Raw genomic sequence first — 18,253 nt, 5'->3', positions numbered from 1 at the left:
CTATTTGTATAATTTTAGTTACTAATGTTGTTTCTAATCGCCACTCGCCAAAAACCAAACTGGTTGTAGTGGCAGCCGCGCACGCGCACTGTCGTCGAGCTGTGCGTAGTGCGCCGTCCATAGCTCTAGCAGCTTGGGCGCGTCGATCAGGGTGATGCGCCGATGCGGCTGCCGAGCTTCATAGTCGGCGTCCTTAGTGAAGCCCGACAGGGCGACGAACAGACCGACGTCATCCTCGCCCAGCACCGCCATGAAGCTTCGAAGACCCATGACATCGGTCCGCGCGGAACTGGCGTTGCGCTTGACCTGCACCTTGATGCGCGGCGGCCGGGTACCGAGGGGATCGTTGTAGGCAATGATGTCGGTGCCACCGTCCTTGCCCGGCGGTGCGACCCAGGCGACGTAATAGCCCATTGCCCGCAGCAGCGATGCCACAAGTTCCTGGAAGTCATACGGCGGCATCGCGGCGAGGTACGCTTCGATCTCCGCCCATGCCATTTCTTCGGCTTCTTCCAGCGTGATGCTGGCCGATTCCTCGGTGAGCTCGCCTTCGGGATCGTCGATTTCGTTGGCGACGGGTTGGGCGCTCTTCCATTTCTTGTACAGCTGGCCGACCGCCCGGATGAATTGCTCCGGATCGGGGTAAGCATCCAGCGCCGCTTCGCCCTCTGGCGTAAGGGTCCAGATGCCTTTGTCCTTGACCAGCCAGCCGGCCTTGACCGGCGCGACAGTGCTGAAGCGCACGATTTTATCGAAACGTCGACCGCCGGTTTCGTAGTCGCCAGCCTCGTACTCGGTGAGCACGACCTGCTTCTCAAGCGCGGTCAGCGCATCCGACGCACGCATGCCTTCCGGCTGGGCGTTGAGGATATGGAATAGCGCACGTGTCAGTTCACCCGTGCGGCGCCTGCTGATATTGGCCATGCGTCCTCCCCTGGACTGCCGAGCTGCTTGATACCGAAGCCCATAATAGTCGTCCGGCCGATGGAGTTAGAGCTTCCAAGTCGTGTTCAGTCGAGTGCGTCGATCTCGATGCGTTGCCCTGGCTTGGGGGCCTAAGCCCGAACATTCAGCGGCCACGCAAACGTCGCCACGTTGGACATGTCAAAGAAAAGCCCGCACGCGGCGGGCTTCTCTCTTGATCGGTCAGTACCGCGGATGCAGCCTCACTCCCACTCAATCGTCGCCGGCGGCTTTCCGCTGATGTCGTACACCACGCGCGAGACGCCGCGAACCTCATTGATGATCCGGTTCGAGACGCGGCCGAGGAAGTCGTACGGCAGGTGCGCCCAGTGGGCGGTCATGAAGTCGATGGTCTCCACGGCGCGCAGCGAGATCACCCATTCGTAGGCGCGGGCGTCGCCGACGACGCCGACGGACTTGACCGGCAGGAACACGGCGAAGGCCTGACTGGTCTTGTCGTAGAGATCGGCGCGGCGCAGTTCTTCGATGAAGATGTGGTCGGCCTTGGCCAGGATGTCGGCGTACTCGGCCTTGACCTCGCCAAGGATGCGCACGCCCAGGCCCGGGCCCGGGAACGGATGGCGGTAGACCATCTCGCGCGGCAGGCCGAGTTCGACGCCGAGCCTGCGCACTTCGTCCTTGAACAGCTCGCGCAGCGGTTCGACCAGGCCCATCTTCATATGCTCGGGCAGGCCGCCGACGTTGTGGTGGCTCTTGATGACGTGGGCCTTGCCGGTCTTGCTGCCGGCCGACTCGATGACGTCGGGATAGATGGTGCCCTGCGCCAGCCACTTGGCGTTGCTGAGCTTGTTGGACTCCTCGTCGAAGATCTCGACGAACAGGTTGCCGATGATCTTGCGCTTGGCTTCCGGATCGCTCACGCCTGCGAGCGCGCTGAAGTAGCGCTCGCGCGCGTCAACGCGGATCACGCGTACGCCGAGACCATGTGCAGTGGAGGCGGCTGCAAAGGTCGTCATGACCTGGTCGCCCTCGCCCAGCCGCAGCAGGCCGGTGTCGACGAACACGCAGGTCAGCTGGTCGCCGATCGCCTTGTGCAGCAGCGCGGCGACGACGGACGAATCCACGCCGCCCGACAGGCCGAGGATCACCTCGTCGCTGCCCACCTGCTCGCGCACGCGCGCGATCTGGTCCTCGATGATGTTGGCCGCGGTCCACAGCGTGGCGCAGCCGCAGATGTCGACGACGAAGCGGCGCAGCAGCGCCTGGCCCTGCTTGGTGTGCGTGACTTCGGGATGGAACTGCACGCCGTACCAGCGCTTGGCCTCGTTCGCGAACGCAGCCACCGGCACGCGGTCGGTGCTGGCGGTGACGGTGAACTCGGGCGGCGCCTCGGACACGTGGTCGCCGTGGCTCATCCACACGTCGAGACGCTGGCTGCCTGCGTGATCGCTGAGGCCTTCGAATAGGTTGTCCTTGGCGACGATGGCGACTTCGGCATGGCCGTACTCGCGCGCGTCGGCGGCTTCGGTCTCGCCGCCCAGCTGCTTGGCCATCGTCTGCATGCCGTAGCAGATGCCCAGCAGCGGCAGGCCGGCGTCGAACACGTCTTGCGGTGCGCGCGGGGATCCGTGTTCGGTGGTCGATTCCGGGCCGCCCGACAGGATGATGCCCTTGGGCGCGAACGCGGCGATCTCGGCCGGATCGTGGTCCCAGGCCCAGATTTCGCAGTAGACGCCCAGCTCGCGGATGCGGCGGGCGATCAGCTGCGTGTACTGCGCGCCGAAGTCGAGGATGAGGATCTTGTCGCTGTGCAGGTCGGTCATCGGCGTGGGCTTGTCTGGATGTGGAATGGCGCACGGCGCGCCGGGCATGCAGGTAAAACGGTGCGCGGGGGCCGGATACGAAACGGGATCCGCTTTCGCGAATCCCGATCGGTGCGTGGCGCCGCAGCCTCAGCCCGCCTGGTAGTTCGGCGGCTGCTTGGTGATGGTCACATCGTGCACGTGGCTCTCGCGCTGGCCGGCGCCGGTGATCTTCACGAACTTCGGATTGGTGCGCATGTCCTCGATCGTCGCGCAGCCCACGTAGCCCATGGTCGCGCGCAGGCCGCCGGCGAGCTGGTGGATGATGCTGGCGAGCGGGCCGCGGTAGGGCACGCGGCCCTCGATGCCCTCGGGCACCAGCTTGTCGGCATCCGACGAGTCCTGGAAATACCGGTCCTTGCTGCCCTGCTCCATCGCGCCCAGCGAGCCCATGCCGCGGTAGCTCTTGTAGCTGCGGCCCTGGAACAGTTCGACCTCGCCCGGGGCTTCTTCGGTGCCGGCGAACAGGCCGCCGATCATCACCGTCGAGGCGCCGGCAACCAGTGCCTTGCCGATGTCGCCCGAATAGCGGATGCCGCCGTCGGCGATCAGCGGAATGCGGTCCTGCAGCGCTTCGGCCACCATGTCGATTGCGGTGATCTGCGGCACACCCACGCCGGCGACGACGCGCGTGGTGCAGATGGAACCCGGGCCCACGCCCACCTTCACTGCATCCGCGCCGGCGTCTTCCAGCGCCTTGGCCGCGTCGCCGGTGACGATGTTGCCGCCCACCACCTGCACCTGCGGGTAGGTCTTCTTGAGCCAGTTCACCCGGTCGAGCACGCCCTGCGAGTGGCCGTGCGCGGTGTCGACGATGATCACGTCCACGCCTGCGGCCACCAGCGCCTCGACGCGCGCTTCGGTGTCGCCGCCCACACCCACGGCAGCGCCGACCAGCAGCTGCTCGTCGGCATCCTTGGCGGCGTTGGGATTGTCGTGCGCCTTCTGGATGTCCTTGACGGTGATCAGGCCGCGCAGCGCGAACTCGTCGTTGACCACCAGCACCTTCTCGATGCGGTGCTTGTGCAGCAGGGCCAGCACTTCGGTGTCGCTGGCGCCTTCGCGCACCGTGACCAGCCGGTCCTGCTTGGTCATCACGTTGCGCACCGGATCGTCGAGCTTGGTCTCGAAGCGCATGTCGCGCCCGGTGACGATGCCCACCAGCCGGCCGCCGTCGACCACCGGCACGCCCGAGATGTTGCGCGCGCGGGTCAGGCGCAGGACCTCACCGATGGTGGTGTCCGGGCCCACGGTGAAGGGCTCGCGGATCACGCCGGCCTCGAAGTTCTTCACCCGCGCCACTTCCGCGGCCTGGCGCTCGACGCTGAGGTTCTTGTGCAGGATGCCGATGCCGCCGAGCTGGGCCATCGCGATGGCGAGGCGGGCTTCGGTCACGGTGTCCATCGCGGCCGAGACGATCGGCAGGTTCAGGCGCAGGTCGCGGGTGAACCGGGTGGCGAGGCGGACGTCCTTGGGCAGGATCGTCGAATGGGCGGGAACGAGCGAGACGTCGTCGTACGTGAGTGCTTCGGCCTGGATGCGCAGCATGCGGGGTGCCGGGGAGGAGAAGCGCGCCATTCTATCGCGTTTGCGGGCCCCGCATGGCGCCCTGCAGACGCGCCGTCGACAGTCCGCGCATCAGGCCCGCCCGGCTGCCTCGGCTGCCTCGATGGTGTTCTGCATCAGTGTGGCGACGGTCATGGGCCCCACGCCGCCGGGCACCGGGGTGATCCAGCTGGCCCGGCGCGCGGCCTCGGCATAGCCCACGTCGCCCACCAGCCGGCCGTCGTCCAGCCGGTTGATGCCGACGTCGATGACCACCGCGCCTGGCTTGACCCATTCGCCTGGAATCAGCGACGGGCGGCCCACGGCGACCACCAGGATGTCCGCCTCGCCGACATGGCGGCGCAACACCTCGTGCGGCGTGAAGCGATGGCAGGTGGTGACGGTGCAGCCGGCGATCATCAGTTCCAGCGCCATCGGGCGGCCGACATGGTTGCTGACGCCGACGATGGTCGCGCTCTGCCCGCGCACCGGCCGGTCGGTGTAGGCCAGCAGCGTGGTCACGCCGCGCGGCGTGCACGGGCGCAGGCCGAACTGGCGCAGGGCCAGATGGCCGACGTTGGTGGGGTGGAAGCCGTCCACGTCCTTGCGCGGGTCGATGCGTTCGATCAGCCGGGTGGCATCGGGAATGCCGGGCAGCGGCAGCTGGACGAGGATGCCGTGCACGGCGGGGTCGGCGTTGAGGCGGTCGATCAGCGCGATCAGTTCCGGCTCGGTGGTGCCCACGGGCAGATCGAAATCGAAGGCCTGGATGCCCACCTTCTCCGCCGCGCGGCGCTTGTTGCGCACATAGGACTGCGACGCCGGATCGCTGCCGACCAACACCACGGCGAGCCCCGGCCGCGTGCCGCCGCCGGCCACACGCGCGTCCACGCGCACCCGCAGCGCATCGAGCAGGGTGTCGGCAATGCGCTTGCCGTCGAGGATGCGGGCGGTGGCGGCGGTCATGGGCGATCGGCGTGCAGGCGGGAGCCCGCCATTGTCCCCGATCCGGGGCCCGGCTTGCAGGCAGCGGCCGCGATGCCGATGCTGTCCCGCCGCCCTGCGAGCGCACCGCCATGCCCACTTCCCCCACCGAGCCCCTGGCCACGCTGTCCGATGACGCCCGCACCCGCGTGGAGGCGGCCGTGTTCCGGCGCCTGCGCGAGCACCTGCTCGTCGCGCGGCCCGATGTGCAGAACATCGACCTGATGATCCTCGCCGGGTTCTGCCGCAACTGCCTGGCCGACTGGTACCGCGACGCCGCCTCGGCCGAAGGCGCGGATCTGGACAAGGACGCAGCACGCACGGTGGTCTACGGCCAGCCCTTCGCGCAGTGGAAAGCCGAGCACCAGCGCGACGCCACGCCCGAGCAGGTGGCGGCATTCGAGGCCGCGCAGCGCGCACATCCGCCGCGCTGACATGCGGATCCTGGCGGTCGCGCTGGCTCTCGCCGCATTCGCCTATGCCGCGCTGTGCGTGGCGATGCTGCTCGGGCAACGGCATCTGCTGTACGCGCCGCAGTTCACCCGGGTGGCCGCCGATGCCACGGACTTCGAGCTCGCGCGCGGCGATGTGGTGCTGCGCGGCTGGCGCATCGGTCCGGAGGACGGCCGGCCGCTGCTGTATTTCGGCGGCAATGCCGAGCGCGTCGAGGCCAACCGCGCCGAATTCGCACGCTGGTTTCCCGGACACCGGGTGCATCTGCTGGCCTATCGCGGCTACGGCGCCAGCGACGGCGCGCCCACCGCGGCGCAGTTGAAGGCGGACGCACTGGCGCTGTACGACGCGGTGGCCGCCGGACGCAGCGATGTCGACGTCATCGGCCGCAGCGTGGGCAGCGGCATCGCCAGCCATGTCGCCGCGCACCGTCCGGTGGCCCGCCTGGCCCTGATCACGCCGTTCGCGGATCTCGGCGATGTGGCGGCCGGCCACTACCCGTGGCTGCCGGTGCGTCTGCTGCTGCGCGAACGGCTGCGGCCTGCAGAAGATCTGGCCGCGTTCCAGGGCGAGGTGCTCGTGCTGCGCGCAGGCCGCGACACCATCGTGCCGCCGGAACACGCCGATCGGCTGGCCGATGCCCTGCCCCGCCCCCCATTGCGCGTCGTGTTTCCCGGGGCCGGACACAACGACATCCAGCAGACGCCGGGCTATGCGGACGCGCTGGGCGGCTTTCTCGACTGAACATGCGTCAGGGCGACGTCGGTGGCCCGGTGGCCGGTACCGCCGACGGTCGACATGGGATCACGGGCAGCGCGGCAGGCCGTCGCCCGCGGTGCACTCCACGCAGCACATCGGCCGCGACTGCGCCGGCACGCCGGCCTCGGGCAGCACGCGCGGCATTGCGGTTTCCAGCGGCGGCGACGGTGCCAGCCGCGCGAGCTCCGCCGCCGGCCTGAGCTGCAGCAGCACCGCCCAGTCCTGGCGGTTCGCATCGCAGCCCTGCGGCGTCTCCGGCGCACAGGCCGGATCCTCGGCGGCGCGCATCGACAGCGCGGCGAACCGCCCGCCCGGCCCGAGCGGCAGCATGCGCATGGTGACGCCGTCGAGCACATTGCCGCCCACCAGATGCGCGCGATCGACGCCATCGTCCGCGGCCGCGACCACGATGTCGCAGTGCATGCCCAGGCCGCCCTCGTCGCTGCTCAGCAGCGCCGCCAGACCGTTGAAGCCGAACACGCGATTCGCCGCGCGCACGTAGCAGAGCATGTCGCCGCGCGCCGGCCGTGCAGCCGCGGGATCGAGCACGCGGTAGGCGCTCGACTCGGGGCTGCGGTAGGCGTCGCGCACGTAGTCGACGTGGCTGGCCGATGCATTGAAGCCGGGAAGTTGCGCCCGGCGCGCGGCCCAGGACACGAACGCGGCCGACCACGGCACGTCGATCAGGAAGGCGCGGCAGGCGGCCAGCGGCCCGGTTGCGAACGGCGCCGACGTGCAGTCGCCTGCGCCCGGGCGATGCTGCAGGCGCGGCAGCAGTCCGGCGCCCTGCCAGTAGCCGGCCACGCGGCGCCAGGCCTGCTCGCCGCTGGTCAGCAGTGCAGTCTCGGCCTCGCGCACCGTCGAGCCTGCATAGCGCCCACGCTCGTCGATGAACGGACGGTGCCAGCGCAGGTGTTCCTCGCAGGCGGCCGCGGCCAGCCGGGTTGCCGGATCGGCGGCGTCGACCTGGGCGCGCAACAGAGGACACGGATCGGACGCCCAGCCGACCAGCGGCGCGAGCAGGACCAGCAGGCACGACAGACGCATGCAGAAACGACGCATTCGACAGGACTCCAGCGCGGGGGATCGCCGCGCCATCGTGCACGAGGCGGCCGTGAAGAGGCGGGCGCGGCGGCTCAGCCCGCGGCGCAGAAGGCGGCGTAATCGATGTAGCCCGGAAACGCCCGCCCGGGTGCGCAGACCGGACACGCCGGATCCGCGGCCAGCCTCGTCTGCCGGAACTGCATGCGCAGCGCGTCGAACTGCAGCAGCCGCCCGGCCAGGGCATCGCCGATCCCGAGCAGCAGCTTGAGCACCTCGGTGGCCTGCAACAGCCCGATCACACCGGGCAATACGCCGAGCACGCCGACCTCCGAACAGTTGGGCGCGGCCTCGGGCGGCGGCGGCTCGGGAAACAGGCAGCGATAGCAGGGCCTGGCACCCCGTGCGCGGCCGGCGTCGAACACGCTGACCTGGCCTTCGAAGCGATGCACCGCGCCGTAGACCAGCGGCACGCCGTGCAGCACGCAGGCATCGTTGAGCAGATAGCGCACCGGAAAGTTGTCGGCGCCGTCGAGCACCACGTCCACGCCGTCGAGCAGCCGATCGATGTTGGCCGCGCTCACGCGCTCGGCCACCGGTTCGATGCGCGTGCGCGGGTTCATCGCCGACAGGGTGGCCGCGGCGGAGTCCACCTTGGGCATGCCGATCCTGTCTTCGGCATGGAGGATCTGCCGCTGCAGGTTGCTGCGATCGACGACGTCGTCGTCGGCGATGCGCAGGGTGCCCACGCCGGCGGCCGCGAGATAGAACGCCGCCGGCGAGCCGAGGCCTCCGGCGCCGACCACCAGCACGGTCGCGGCCGCGAGACGGCGCTGGCCGTCCACGCCCACTTCCGGCAGGCGCAGATGGCGCGAATAGCGCTCGTGGAAATCGAGATCCACGTCCGCGTCGGGTGCGGTCATCGGCAGACCTTCCGATTGCCAGCGCGTGGTGCCGCCGGCCACCGAGACGACCTCGGCATAGCCTGCCGCGTGCAGGGCTTCGGCCGCCAGCAGCGAGCGGCGCCCGGTCTGGCAGATCAGCAGCAGCGGCGCGCGCGTGTCCGGCGCATGGTCTTGGGGGGCGGCTTCCAGCGACGCGCGGTCGACGCCCTGGGCGCCATCGGCCATGCCGGTGGCGCGCTCGTGCGCCTCGCGGACGTCGATCAGGCGCACGCCACCGCGTACGCGGCGCAGGGCTTCACCGGGGGAGATCTCGCTGATGCTCATGGCCGCATTATCGCCCCGCGCGGCGCCCGCCGCCCGCGACGCGCGGTGCGCCGGTTCAGTACGGCACGATCCCGACCACATCGCCTTCGGCGTAGTCGCGCGCCCCGGCCTCGAGCACGATCAGCACGTCGGAATCGGCCGCGGCCTGCATGCGGTGCGAACCGTCCGCGGGATTGGGTTCCACCCGCGAGATGCCGTCCGCGTCGAGCGTCCAGCGCCCGCGCAGGAATTCCAGCCGCTCGTGGTTTTTGGTCCACGCGGCAGCAAGCCGGGCGCGTCGTGCAGGCCGGGGGCCTCGCCCCTGCATCCCGTCCACCAGCCGGCGGCCGAGCGCGAGCCATGTCGCCAGCACCGAGACCGGATTGCCCGGCAGGCACAGGAACAGCGCCGGCCCGAGCGTGTCGCCTTCGGCCAGCAGCACCGGCATGCCCGGCTTCATCATCACCTTCCACAGGCGCACCCGGCCCCGCGCCTGCAGCAGCGCGGGCAGGTGATCCTTCTCGCCGGCCGAGACGCCACCGCAGGTCACCACCAGATCGAAGGCCTCGCCGGCATGCCGCAATGCCGAGGTGATCCGCGCCGGATCGTCCGGCAGTGTGGGGAACGCCACCGGCTCCAGGCCTTCGGCCCGCAGCAGGCCCATCAGCTGCTCGCGGTTGGAGTTGTAGATCTGCCCGGGCTGCAGGGCCATGCCGGGTTCGACCAGCTCGTCGCCGGTGGCGAAGACGGCAACCGTGGGGCGCCGCGCGACCTCGAGCTGGGCCAGCCCCTGGGACGCCGCCAGCGCGATCCTCGATGGGCTGAGCACGTCGCCGGCGCACAACAGCCGGTCGCCGGCGCGCGTGTCCTCGCCTGCGCGCCGGACGTGTTGTCCCGGCCGCGGCGCGATGCGCACGCGAATACGCTCGCCTTCGATCGAGACGTTCTCCTTCATCACCACGGTGTCGGCGCCGGGCGGCAGCGGCGCGCCGGTGGTGATGCGCAGGCACTCCCCCGCCTCCACCGCCAGGCCACCGGCCGGACCGGCGAACTGCTCGCCGACCAGGCGCAGCGTGGTCTCGCCATCGACCAGGTCGGCATGGCGCAGGGCGAAGCCGTCCATGGCCGAATTGTCGAACGGCGGCTGCGGCATCGAGGCGACGACGTCCTGCGCGAGTACGTGCCCGTGCGCCCGCGACAGCGCCAGAGGCTGGGTGCCGAGGCGTCGCTCGCCCGCCACGGCATCGACGATCGCGCAGGCGGCGTCGAACGCGATGCGGTAGGGAAACTCGGGCTGGAACTCAGGCGTCGGCGATACCGGCATCGATCAGGTCGTCGGGGGTGTTGAGGTTGCCGAAGCGTACACCGTCGATCCGGACGCCCTGCATCCCGAGCCCCTGCTGCAGCGCCCTGACCGCGTACTCGCCACGTGCCAACGCGGCGGCGGCCCCGATGCGCAGCGCTTCGACCGGCCACAGCGCCACCAGCGGCTGGATGCCGTCGTCGTCGATCGCATAGGCACCGTTCGCCCCGCCCAGCAGGGCCAGCATCGGCACCACGCGCGGGTCGGCCTGCAGCAGGTCGACCGGCACGGTGGCCAGCCAGGGCGTGGTCGTCGCAGCAGCCAGCGCATCCAGCGCCGACAAGGGCCCGGCATCGGCCACCCGGTCCTGCACGGTGGCGAGCCCGTGCGCCGCATAACGCTCGAGCGCACGGTTGGCGCTCACCAGCGCACAGGCGGCCTGGGGTGCGAAGGCACGCTGGATCCGCATCACCTGGGCGACGCCGCCGTGCTCCAGCCAGGCCTTGTCACGGCCGCCGAGCCGCGAAGCGCGCCCACCCGCGAGGATGCCGAGCGTGATCGTCGCGGCGACGGGCGCCGCGCTCACTTGCGCTTGACGTGGCGGATCAGCCGCTTCTTCTTGGCCAGCTGGCGGTCGGTGAGCACGTTCTTCTTGTCCTTGTACGGATTCTCGCCTTCCTTGAAGACGAACCGCACCGGCGTGCCGACCAGCTTGAAGCGCTTGCGGAAGAAGTTCTCGAGATAGCGCTTGTAGCTCTCGGGCAGCGTGCGCAGCCGGTTGCCGTGGACCACGATCGTCGGCGGATTCTCGCCGCCCGGGTGCGCGAAGCGCAGCTTGGGCGCATGGCCGCGCACGACCGGCGGCGGATTGGTCTCGTAGGCGATCTCGAGCGCGCGGGTCACATCGGCGGTGTTGAACTTGTAGTTGGCCGAGGCGTGGGCCTGGTGGATCGCGCGGAACAGCTCGCGCAGGCCCGAGCCGTGCTTGGCGCTGATGCGCACCGCTTCGGCCCAGGGCACGAAGGCGAGCTTGCGCGACAGCAGCGCCTCGGTCTGCTCGCGCTGGTAGTCGGTGAGGCCGTCCCACTTGTTGACCGCGACGACGAGCGCACGGCCCGAATCGAGCACCGCGCCGAGCACGCTGGCGTCCTGGTCGGTCACGCCCTCGCTGGCGTCGATCATCACCACCGACACCTGCGAATGCTCGATCGCCTGCAGGGTCTTGATGATGGAGAACGTCTCCACCGCTTCGTCCACCTTCGACTTGCGGCGGATGCCGGCGGTGTCGACCAGCCGGTACTTGCGCCCGTCGCGCTCGAGATCCACCTCGATCGAGTCGCGCGTGGTGCCCGCGACCTCGGAGGCGATCATCCGCTCCTCGCCGAGGATCCGGTTGACCAGGGTCGACTTGCCGACGTTCGGACGGCCCACGAACGTGACGCGCACGCGCTCCGGATCGCTGTCGAGCTGCTCGGTCTGACCGGTCTCGGGCAGCTTCTCCAGCACCTCGTCGACCAGCTCGTCGATGCCGTGCCGGTGCGCCGACGACACCGCCAGCGCATCGGCGAAGCCGTAGCGGGAGAACTCCGCGATCGCGCCGCGCGCGTCCAGGCCGTCGGTCTTGTTGATGACCAGGTAGGTCGGCTTGTCGATCTTGCGCAGCCAGCGCAGGATCTCGTCGTCGAGCGCCGAAGCCCCTTCGCGGCCGTCGACCACGAACAGCACCAGATCGGCCTCGGAGGCCGCTGCCCGCGACTGTTTCGCGGTCGGACCGGCCAGGCCGCTGGCCTCCAGGTGCACGTTCTCGCCGGCGATGCCGCCGGTGTCGACCAGGGCGAAGGGCCGCGGGCCGAGACGGCAGATGCCGTAGTGGCGGTCGCGCGTCACGCCCGGTTCGTCGTGGACGAGGGCATCCCGGGTACGGGTCAGCGCATTGAACAGCGTCGACTTGCCGACGTTGGGGCGGCCCACGAGGGCGACGAGCGGAAGCATGGGCAGATCCGGAAGAAGTGAAGAATGGGCAGCGCGGCCGCTGAACGGCCCAGACGCGCGAGACCCCGGGCAGCGAGACTACCCGGGGCCACAGTGTCGCACCAGCGACGGTCGCGCCGCGGCCTGAAGCCGGCGCGGGGAATTACTGCGCGACGCGCCAGGCGGTGACGTTGCCGTCGGTGTTCTGCACCACGAGCACATCGTCGACCACCACGAGGGCGCCGCGGATGGCGGCCCGGCCGGCGCGCTGACGCGCGGCGAAGGCGCCGTCGTCGAGTCGCATCCAGTGCAGATAGCCGTCGAGGTCGCCCACCACCGCGTGCTCGCCGTGGATCGCGGCGCCGCTGAGGTTGCGTCGGGCGAGCGCCGGCTGCTGCCAGGCCGCCGTGCCGCTGTACTTGTCGAGGCCCCACACGATGCCGGCGGCATCGCTGACCACCACGCGCTGCGCGCCCACGGCCGGACGGTTCGCGCCGCCGTGCTCGCTGACCCACAGCGGACGGCCGCTCGGTCCTTCCAGCGCCATCGTCCTCTGCTTGTAGCTGCTGGCGAACAGCACCGCATCGTCGAGCACCGGCGTGCCGTCCACATCCGCCATGCGCTCGAGCTCGGTACGGCCGTCGGGCTGGGCCACGGCCTGCTCCCACAGCGGGCGGCCGTCGGCGAGCGCGAGCGCTGCAATGGTGCCGTCGTCGTTGCCGATGAACACGAAGCCCGGCCCGAGCGCCGGCGCATCGTTGCCGCGCACCGTCAGCGAAGGCAGCTCGCGGACCCAGAACCAGCGGCGCTGGCCGTTCGCGGCATCGAACGCGGTCACCCGACCGTCGTTGGAGCGGACCAGCACCACGCCCTGCCCGATCGTCGGGGCGGCGATGACTTCATTGGTGACCTTGGCGGTCCAGCGCTCCGCACCGGTGGCGGCGTCGAGCGCCACCACCTCGCCGTCGAGCGAGCCCACGACCACCAGGCCATCGCCGACGCCTGGCCCACCGCTCAGGCGCAGGTCCGAGGCGTGCTGCCAGACCGACGCGCCGGACTGCAGATCGAAGGCGCGCACGCCGCCGCGTACCGCGGCCGTGTACACGCGGCCATCGGCCACGGCGGGCGACTGGCGGATCCCGAGACGGTCCTCGCCCTTGCCGGCATTCACCGACCAGATCCGGTTCACGGTGAGCGTCGGGGTGATGTCGGTCAGGCGCGCCGGCTCGCTGAGCGCCTTGGCCTGGGCCTTCTCGCTGTTGCCGAACCAGCCGCGCACCGTCGTGCAACCGGACACCGCGACGACGCACAGAGCGATCGCGGCATAGCGCAGGACACGCGACTGGACGGGGGAAGCCACGACAGGCGCGGTCTGCTGGATCATCAGGATTCAACCTCGGGTTCGTCCGGCGTGCCGCCGACTTCGGAAAGCTTGAGTTCGAGCAGTCCGCGCTGCGGCGCGGCGCTGTCCAGGCCGCGCAGTGCGGCGGTGTAGTCCTCGCGTGCCCGGTCGAGCTGTTGCAGCGCGAAATGGGCATCGCCGCGCGCTTCGAGCGCGACGGAATCCGAGGCATCCGACAGCAATGCCAGCGCTTCCTCGCTCCGCTCGGCATCGATCAGCAGCCGAGCGAGGCGCTGCTCGACCACGGCAGCCAGGCCCGGCTCGGTCCGACCCACGCCCTGCAGCGTGGCGATGGCGGCATCGCGATCGCCCGCATCGAGCTGCGCCTTGGCCAGCTGCAGCGCAGCGAGCTCGCCGTAGCTGCCGTCGGGCAGACTCGCGACCTGCTGGCGGGCCTTCTCGATGTCGCCGCCGGCAATGTCGAGCACCGCCGCCTGGTAGGCCGCGTGCTGCTGCATCGCCTGCGTCTGCACGCGCTGCTTCCAGTACTGCCAACCGAAGATCAGCGCTCCGCCGAGGATCAGGCCACCGATCAGCCCCAGACTGTTGTCGCGAAGCCAGGCCTTGACCCGCTCCCCCTGTTCGCGCTCGTCCAGCAACTCGTCAATCGCCATATGGTCTCTACGCCCGCCCTCGGGGGCGGGTCACAACGGGTGAAAAGAAACGCCGGCGGTGTCGACCGCCGGGCGACCGGGACGGGCCCGGGGCGTCGCGGCTACTCGGAGAGCGGCGCGAGAACGCCGTCGGAGGATACCGTAAACCTCGCGACGCTGGCCCGTTGGAAGCCGGACAGATCCTGAACATCGTCGCCGCGCAGGACTTCGACGGCATTGGCATTGCCGAGCACGACGCGGCCGATCTCGCCCACCGCGAACTGCCGCTCCTGGCCCGCACGCAGCACCGCACGCTCGAGCTCACGGCCATCCCGGCTGTTGACCTCGACCCAGCTGTCGCCGCTGAAACGCAAGGTCAGCTGATCCGCCGCGATCGCAGCGACCTGCAGCTCCTCGGCCGCGGCCGGCGCGGGCGAGCGCTTGGGAATTCCGGACAGCGAGGCCGTCACCGGCGTGGGGCCGTTCGCCCGCGTGCCCGCGACCTCGCCCGGCTCGTCCGACAACCCGAGCGATGCCGTGACCTCACCCGGACCGCCAACGTGGGTCCGCGTGGCCACCCAGACCGGTACGACGATCAGCGCGGTGATCACCACATAGACCGCACGGCCCATGGTCTTGTCCAGCAGCCGCTGCATCGGCGGCGTATAGGTGCGCGGTGTCAGCTCGGGCGCATGCACGAGCGTGGCGTCGGGCACGCTGTCGGCCAGCACCTCGGGAAGCTTGAGCAGGCGCAGATAGCTGCGCAGCTGTCCGCGCACGAACACCTGGGCGCCGAGCCGGTTCCAGTTCTCCGCCTCCAGCGCCTCGACCACCCGCACCTGCATCCGCAGGCGCCCCGCCACGTCCGCCACACTCAGTCCGGCCTGCTCGCGCGTCGCGCGCAGGCGCTCGCCGACCCCAGGCGAAGACGCTGGCACGGTCTGGCTCGAAGAACTCATGGTGAAGTGGCTTCCCTGGGCTGTAGCGGCGACGAGGACGGAAAATCCGTACGAAGGCGTTGCAGGTACCGCTCGGCGGATGTGGTGTCCCCGAGCCCCTGTTCGATACGTGCTGCCAGTTGCAATGCTGCCGCACTTGCCGGGGCGACGGCAAGATGTCTTTGCGAAAACGCGCGCGCCTCGAAGTGCCGCTCCTGCTGATGCAACAACCGGGCCATGGCGTCGAGAGCGACCGGGCTCTCGGGATCGATCGCCAGTGCCGCGCGCAGATCCGCCTCGGCACGTCCCGGTTGACCTGCATCCAGTGCGCAGGCGCCGGCGTTGGCGAGTGCGCCCGCGGGATCGCCGTAACGCGGATCGCGCATCGCGCCGTCGAAGTACGCCAGCGATTCGGCCGCCCGCCCACCGGTGCACAGCCACGCACCGTAGTTGTTGAGGTAAGCGCCGCGATCCGGAGCATGCTCGGCGGCAGCCCTATAGAAGGCGCCCGCCTGTTCGCGCCGGCCGCGGCGTTCCGCGACCATGGCCAGGATGGTGTTCGCGTCCGCCACCGTGGCATCGGCCTTCAAGGCCTGGCGCGCGAAGCGTTCCGCGGCGGCGTCGTTGCCGGTGCCCAGTTCGCGCGTGGCGAGCGCCAGCTGCTGGCGGGCCTCGTCGGTGCGTCGGGCCTCGGGCGTGCCGCGTGTGGTGTAGGACGGGGGATCGACCCGCAGATTGCTCTTGCCCGTCGGCTTGCACCCTGCGAGTGCCGCCACGGCCATCCATACGGCGGCAGCCTCACGCCAGTGCATCGGCACCGTCTCCGGCCAGCCGCTTCAGATGCTCGGCCTGACGCCGGGTGCGGTCGGCCACCTGGCCCTTGAGCTGGCCGCAGGCGGCGTCGATGTCGTCGCCGCGGGTGCGCCGGACCGGGGCGATGCGGCCGGATTCGTTGAGCAGCTTCTGGAAGCGGCGGATCGCCGTATCGTCCGGCCGCGCGAAGCGCGTGCCCGGGAACGGATTGAAGGGAATCAGATTGACCTTCGCCGCGTCCTTCATCTGCAGGCGGTTGTCGAACTCGCGCATCAGCCTGGCCAGTTCACGCGCGTGCACGGGCTGGTCGTTGACGTCCTTCATGAGCGTGTATTCGAAGGTGATCGACTCGCCGCGCTTGCGCTGGGCATAGCGCGCGCAGGCCTCCATCAGCTCGGCGATCGGGTATTTTTTGTTCAGCGGCACCAGCTCGGTGCGAAGCGCGTCGTTCGCCGCGTGCAGGGACACCGCCAGCGACACGTCGCTGACTTCGGCCAGTCTGTCGATCATCGGCACCATGCCGGCCGTCGACAGCGTCACCCGCTTGTTGGCGAGGCCGTAGCCGAGATCGTCGCGCATCACGCTCATGGCGCGCACGACGTTGTCGAAATTCATCAGCGGCTCGCCCATGCCCATCATTACGACATTGGTCAGGCGGCGCTGCTTGTGCGGCACGTTGCCCAGGTGCTTCGCCGCGACCCAGACCTGGCCGATGATCTCGGCCGTGGACAGGTTGCGGTTGAACCCCTGGGTGGCGGTGGAGCAGAACTGGCAGTTCAGCGCGCACCCCACCTGGGACGACACGCACAGCGTCCCGCGCCCCTTGTCGGGGATGTACACGGTCTCGATCGCGTTCTTGCCGTCCATCGCGAGCAGCCACTTGTGGGTGCCGTCGGTGGAGGGTTTCTCGAACTGGATCTGCGGCACGCGGACTTCGGCATGCGCCTCGAGCTTGGCGCGCAGCGCCTTGCCCAGATCGGTCATCTCGTCGAAGTCGGTGACATGCCGGTGATGAATCCACTTCATCACCTGATGGGCGCGGAAACGCTTCTCGCCGAGGGTCTCGGCGAAGAAGCGCTCCAGGCCCTCGCGATCGAGGTCGAGCAGGTTCTGCTTGTCGACGCGGACGTCGTTCACGACCTCGGTCACGGTGGCATTACTCAGCGGGAAACGACTTCGTCGTTCTTGAAGAAATAGGCGATTTCGGTCTGTGCGTTCTCGACCGAATCCGACCCATGGGCGGCATTGGCATCGATGGAGTCGGCGAAATCGGCGCGGATCGTGCCCGGCGCGGCGTCCTTCGGGTTGGTGGCACCCAGCAGGTCGCGGTGCGCGGCGACGGCGTTCTCGCCCTCGAGCGCCTGGATCATCACCGGACCGGAGGTCATGAACTCGACCAGCGCGTTGAAGAACGGACGTTCGCGGTGGACGGCGTAGAAGCCCTCGGCCTCCTCGCGGGTCAGCTGCTTGTACTTGGCGGCCACGATCTTCAGGCCCGCCTTCTCGAAGCGGGTGTAGATCTCGCCGATCACGTTCTTGGCAACGGCATCGGGCTTGACGATGGACAGGGTGCGCTCGAGCGCCATCAGGTGTTCTCCGGGTCTGGGTAGGGTCGTCCACGCCGGAACGACCGAGTCTACATGGAAAAACCCGCGACGGGACGCGGGTTTAGCCAACATGGCTGCGAAGATTCTAACGTATCGCGCGCATCTACGCAGGCCTGGACGCCCGGCGGGTCATTGACGCGTCAGCCGGAATGGCCCTAGCATCAAACAAGCGTTTGATTACAGGCGGGCGAATGGCGACCGTACAGTTCTCCACCAAGGACAAGATTCTGGGCGCGGCGGAAGAGCTCTTCGCCGCCCACGGCTTTGCAGGGACCTCCCTGCGCCAGGTGACCAGCCGTGCCGACGTCAACATCGCCGCGGTCAACTATCACTTCGGCAGCAAGGAAAACCTGGTCAACGAGGTCTTCCGCCGGCGCATGGACCAGATGAGCGCGCAGCGTTCCGCCCAGCTCAAGCGTGCCCTGGCCGAGCATCCGGGCGAGATCGAGCCGATCATCGCGGCCTTCGTGGAACCGGCGCTGGACATGGCCGGAGGCCGGGCAGGCAGCGGCGCCTTCGTCCGGGTCATCGCCCGTGCGTATGTCGAGAAGAACGATGCGCTGCGCAAGTTTCTCTCCGACCAGTACGGCCACGTGCCCCGTGAATTCGCCGCGGCACTCGCGACCTGCCTTCCGGCGCTCGGGAAGGCCGAGCTCTATGGGCGCCTGGACTTTCTTGCCGGCGCCCTGACCTATGCGATGGCCGATTTCGGACTCATCAAACGCCCCCCGGGCACCACCGAACATGCCCACCGGACCCGGATCGCAGATGAACTGATCCGGTTCGCTGCTGCCGGGTTTCGGGCTTGATCAGCTCCGGCCGAGCGCCGGATTTCGTTTCGTAACAAAGG

Annotated in this window: 18 protein-coding genes; 3 read left to right on the top strand and 15 right to left on the bottom strand. The window is 69.4% G+C overall.

Annotated elements, in window-relative coordinates; translation table 11 throughout:
• Positions 1-33 precede the first annotated feature (33 nt).
• The 4 genes from H0E82_RS16075 to folD all read right to left on the bottom strand — a co-directional run bounded on the left by H0E82_RS16075 (position 34) and on the right by folD (position 5,297).
• Positions 34-924 carry a restriction endonuclease gene (locus tag H0E82_RS16075; protein ID WP_180546452.1) on the bottom strand — a complete coding sequence of 297 codons (891 nt, stop codon included), beginning with the start codon at positions 922-924 and terminating at the stop codon, positions 34-36.
• A 242-nt stretch (positions 925-1,166) separates the two neighbouring features.
• Positions 1,167-2,747 (bottom strand): glutamine-hydrolyzing GMP synthase, encoded by a 1,581-nt coding sequence (gene guaA / locus H0E82_RS16070; protein ID WP_180546451.1) that lies wholly within the window; start codon positions 2,745-2,747, stop codon positions 1,167-1,169.
• Between the two features lie 129 nt (positions 2,748-2,876).
• Entirely contained in the window at positions 2,877-4,334 is a 1,458-nt protein-coding gene (guaB, locus tag H0E82_RS16065; RefSeq protein WP_180546450.1) for an IMP dehydrogenase, read from the bottom strand.
• Between the two features lie 90 nt (positions 4,335-4,424).
• Positions 4,425-5,297, bottom strand: a complete 873-nt coding sequence (gene folD, locus H0E82_RS16060) for a bifunctional methylenetetrahydrofolate dehydrogenase/methenyltetrahydrofolate cyclohydrolase FolD (protein WP_180546449.1) — start codon at positions 5,295-5,297, stop codon at positions 4,425-4,427.
• A gap of 110 nt (positions 5,298-5,407) precedes the next feature.
• Here folD and H0E82_RS16055 point away from each other — a divergent pair, with 110 nt between their 5' ends.
• Positions 5,408-5,749 (top strand): DUF1244 domain-containing protein, encoded by a 342-nt coding sequence (locus H0E82_RS16055; RefSeq protein ID WP_180546448.1) that lies wholly within the window; start codon positions 5,408-5,410, stop codon positions 5,747-5,749.
• Position 5,750: 1 nt separating this feature from the next.
• Positions 5,751-6,512 (top strand): alpha/beta hydrolase, encoded by a 762-nt coding sequence (locus H0E82_RS16050; RefSeq protein ID WP_180546447.1) that lies wholly within the window; start codon positions 5,751-5,753, stop codon positions 6,510-6,512.
• Positions 6,513-6,572: 60 nt separating this feature from the next.
• Here H0E82_RS16050 and H0E82_RS16045 read toward each other — a convergent pair whose 3' ends face one another.
• The 11 genes from H0E82_RS16045 to ndk all read right to left on the bottom strand — a co-directional run bounded on the left by H0E82_RS16045 (position 6,573) and on the right by ndk (position 17,382).
• Complete coding sequence (locus H0E82_RS16045; protein ID WP_180546446.1) at positions 6,573-7,589, bottom strand: DUF2272 domain-containing protein; 1,017 nt, start codon at positions 7,587-7,589, stop codon at positions 6,573-6,575.
• Between the two features lie 74 nt (positions 7,590-7,663).
• Positions 7,664-8,797 (bottom strand): molybdopterin-synthase adenylyltransferase MoeB, encoded by a 1,134-nt coding sequence (gene moeB, locus H0E82_RS16040; RefSeq protein WP_180546445.1) that lies wholly within the window; start codon positions 8,795-8,797, stop codon positions 7,664-7,666.
• A gap of 55 nt (positions 8,798-8,852) precedes the next feature.
• Entirely contained in the window at positions 8,853-10,100 is a 1,248-nt protein-coding gene (locus H0E82_RS16035) for a molybdopterin molybdotransferase MoeA (RefSeq protein WP_180546444.1), read from the bottom strand.
• Entirely contained in the window at positions 10,078-10,665 is a 588-nt protein-coding gene (gene mobA / locus H0E82_RS16030; RefSeq protein ID WP_180546443.1) for a molybdenum cofactor guanylyltransferase, read from the bottom strand. The genes H0E82_RS16035 and mobA overlap by 23 nt, the downstream gene beginning before the upstream one ends.
• Positions 10,662-12,071, bottom strand: coding sequence for a ribosome biogenesis GTPase Der (der, locus tag H0E82_RS16025; RefSeq protein ID WP_180546442.1), 1,410 nt, complete (start codon positions 12,069-12,071; stop codon positions 10,662-10,664). Before der ends, mobA begins: the two co-directional genes overlap by 4 nt.
• 142 nt (positions 12,072-12,213) lie before the next feature.
• On the bottom strand, positions 12,214-13,434 hold the full coding sequence (gene bamB / locus H0E82_RS16020) for an outer membrane protein assembly factor BamB (RefSeq protein WP_180546441.1): 1,221 nt from the start codon (positions 13,432-13,434) through the stop codon (positions 12,214-12,216).
• On the bottom strand, positions 13,434-14,066 hold the full coding sequence (locus H0E82_RS16015; RefSeq protein ID WP_180546440.1) for a YfgM family protein: 633 nt from the start codon (positions 14,064-14,066) through the stop codon (positions 13,434-13,436). Before H0E82_RS16015 ends, bamB begins: the two co-directional genes overlap by 1 nt.
• Before the next feature lie 101 nt (positions 14,067-14,167).
• Positions 14,168-15,004, bottom strand: a complete 837-nt coding sequence (locus H0E82_RS16010; protein WP_180546439.1) for a RodZ domain-containing protein — start codon at positions 15,002-15,004, stop codon at positions 14,168-14,170.
• Positions 15,001-15,795, bottom strand: coding sequence for a type IV pilus biogenesis/stability protein PilW (gene pilW, locus H0E82_RS16005; RefSeq protein ID WP_180546438.1), 795 nt, complete (start codon positions 15,793-15,795; stop codon positions 15,001-15,003). Before pilW ends, H0E82_RS16010 begins: the two co-directional genes overlap by 4 nt.
• Entirely contained in the window at positions 15,782-16,960 is a 1,179-nt protein-coding gene (rlmN, locus tag H0E82_RS16000; protein WP_180546616.1) for a dual-specificity RNA methyltransferase RlmN, read from the bottom strand. The genes pilW and rlmN overlap by 14 nt, the downstream gene beginning before the upstream one ends.
• The gene (ndk, locus tag H0E82_RS15995) at positions 16,957-17,382 is read right to left on the bottom strand and encodes a nucleoside-diphosphate kinase (protein WP_123831985.1); all 426 of its coding nucleotides are present in this window, start codon (positions 17,380-17,382) and stop codon (positions 16,957-16,959) included. Before ndk ends, rlmN begins: the two co-directional genes overlap by 4 nt.
• A gap of 212 nt (positions 17,383-17,594) precedes the next feature.
• On the opposite strand from ndk, the gene H0E82_RS15990 reads away from it, so the two are divergent.
• The gene (locus H0E82_RS15990) at positions 17,595-18,212 is read left to right on the top strand and encodes a TetR/AcrR family transcriptional regulator (protein ID WP_180546437.1); all 618 of its coding nucleotides are present in this window, start codon (positions 17,595-17,597) and stop codon (positions 18,210-18,212) included.
• The last annotated feature ends 41 nt before the right edge of the window (positions 18,213-18,253 follow it).

Origin of the sequence: Luteimonas deserti (assembly GCF_013425765.1) — a bacterium.
Lineage (GTDB): Bacteria > Pseudomonadota > Gammaproteobacteria > Xanthomonadales > Xanthomonadaceae > Luteimonas > Luteimonas deserti.
Note: the sequence above shows the minus strand (reverse complement) of the source record. Positions and strands in the feature narration are given on the sequence as shown.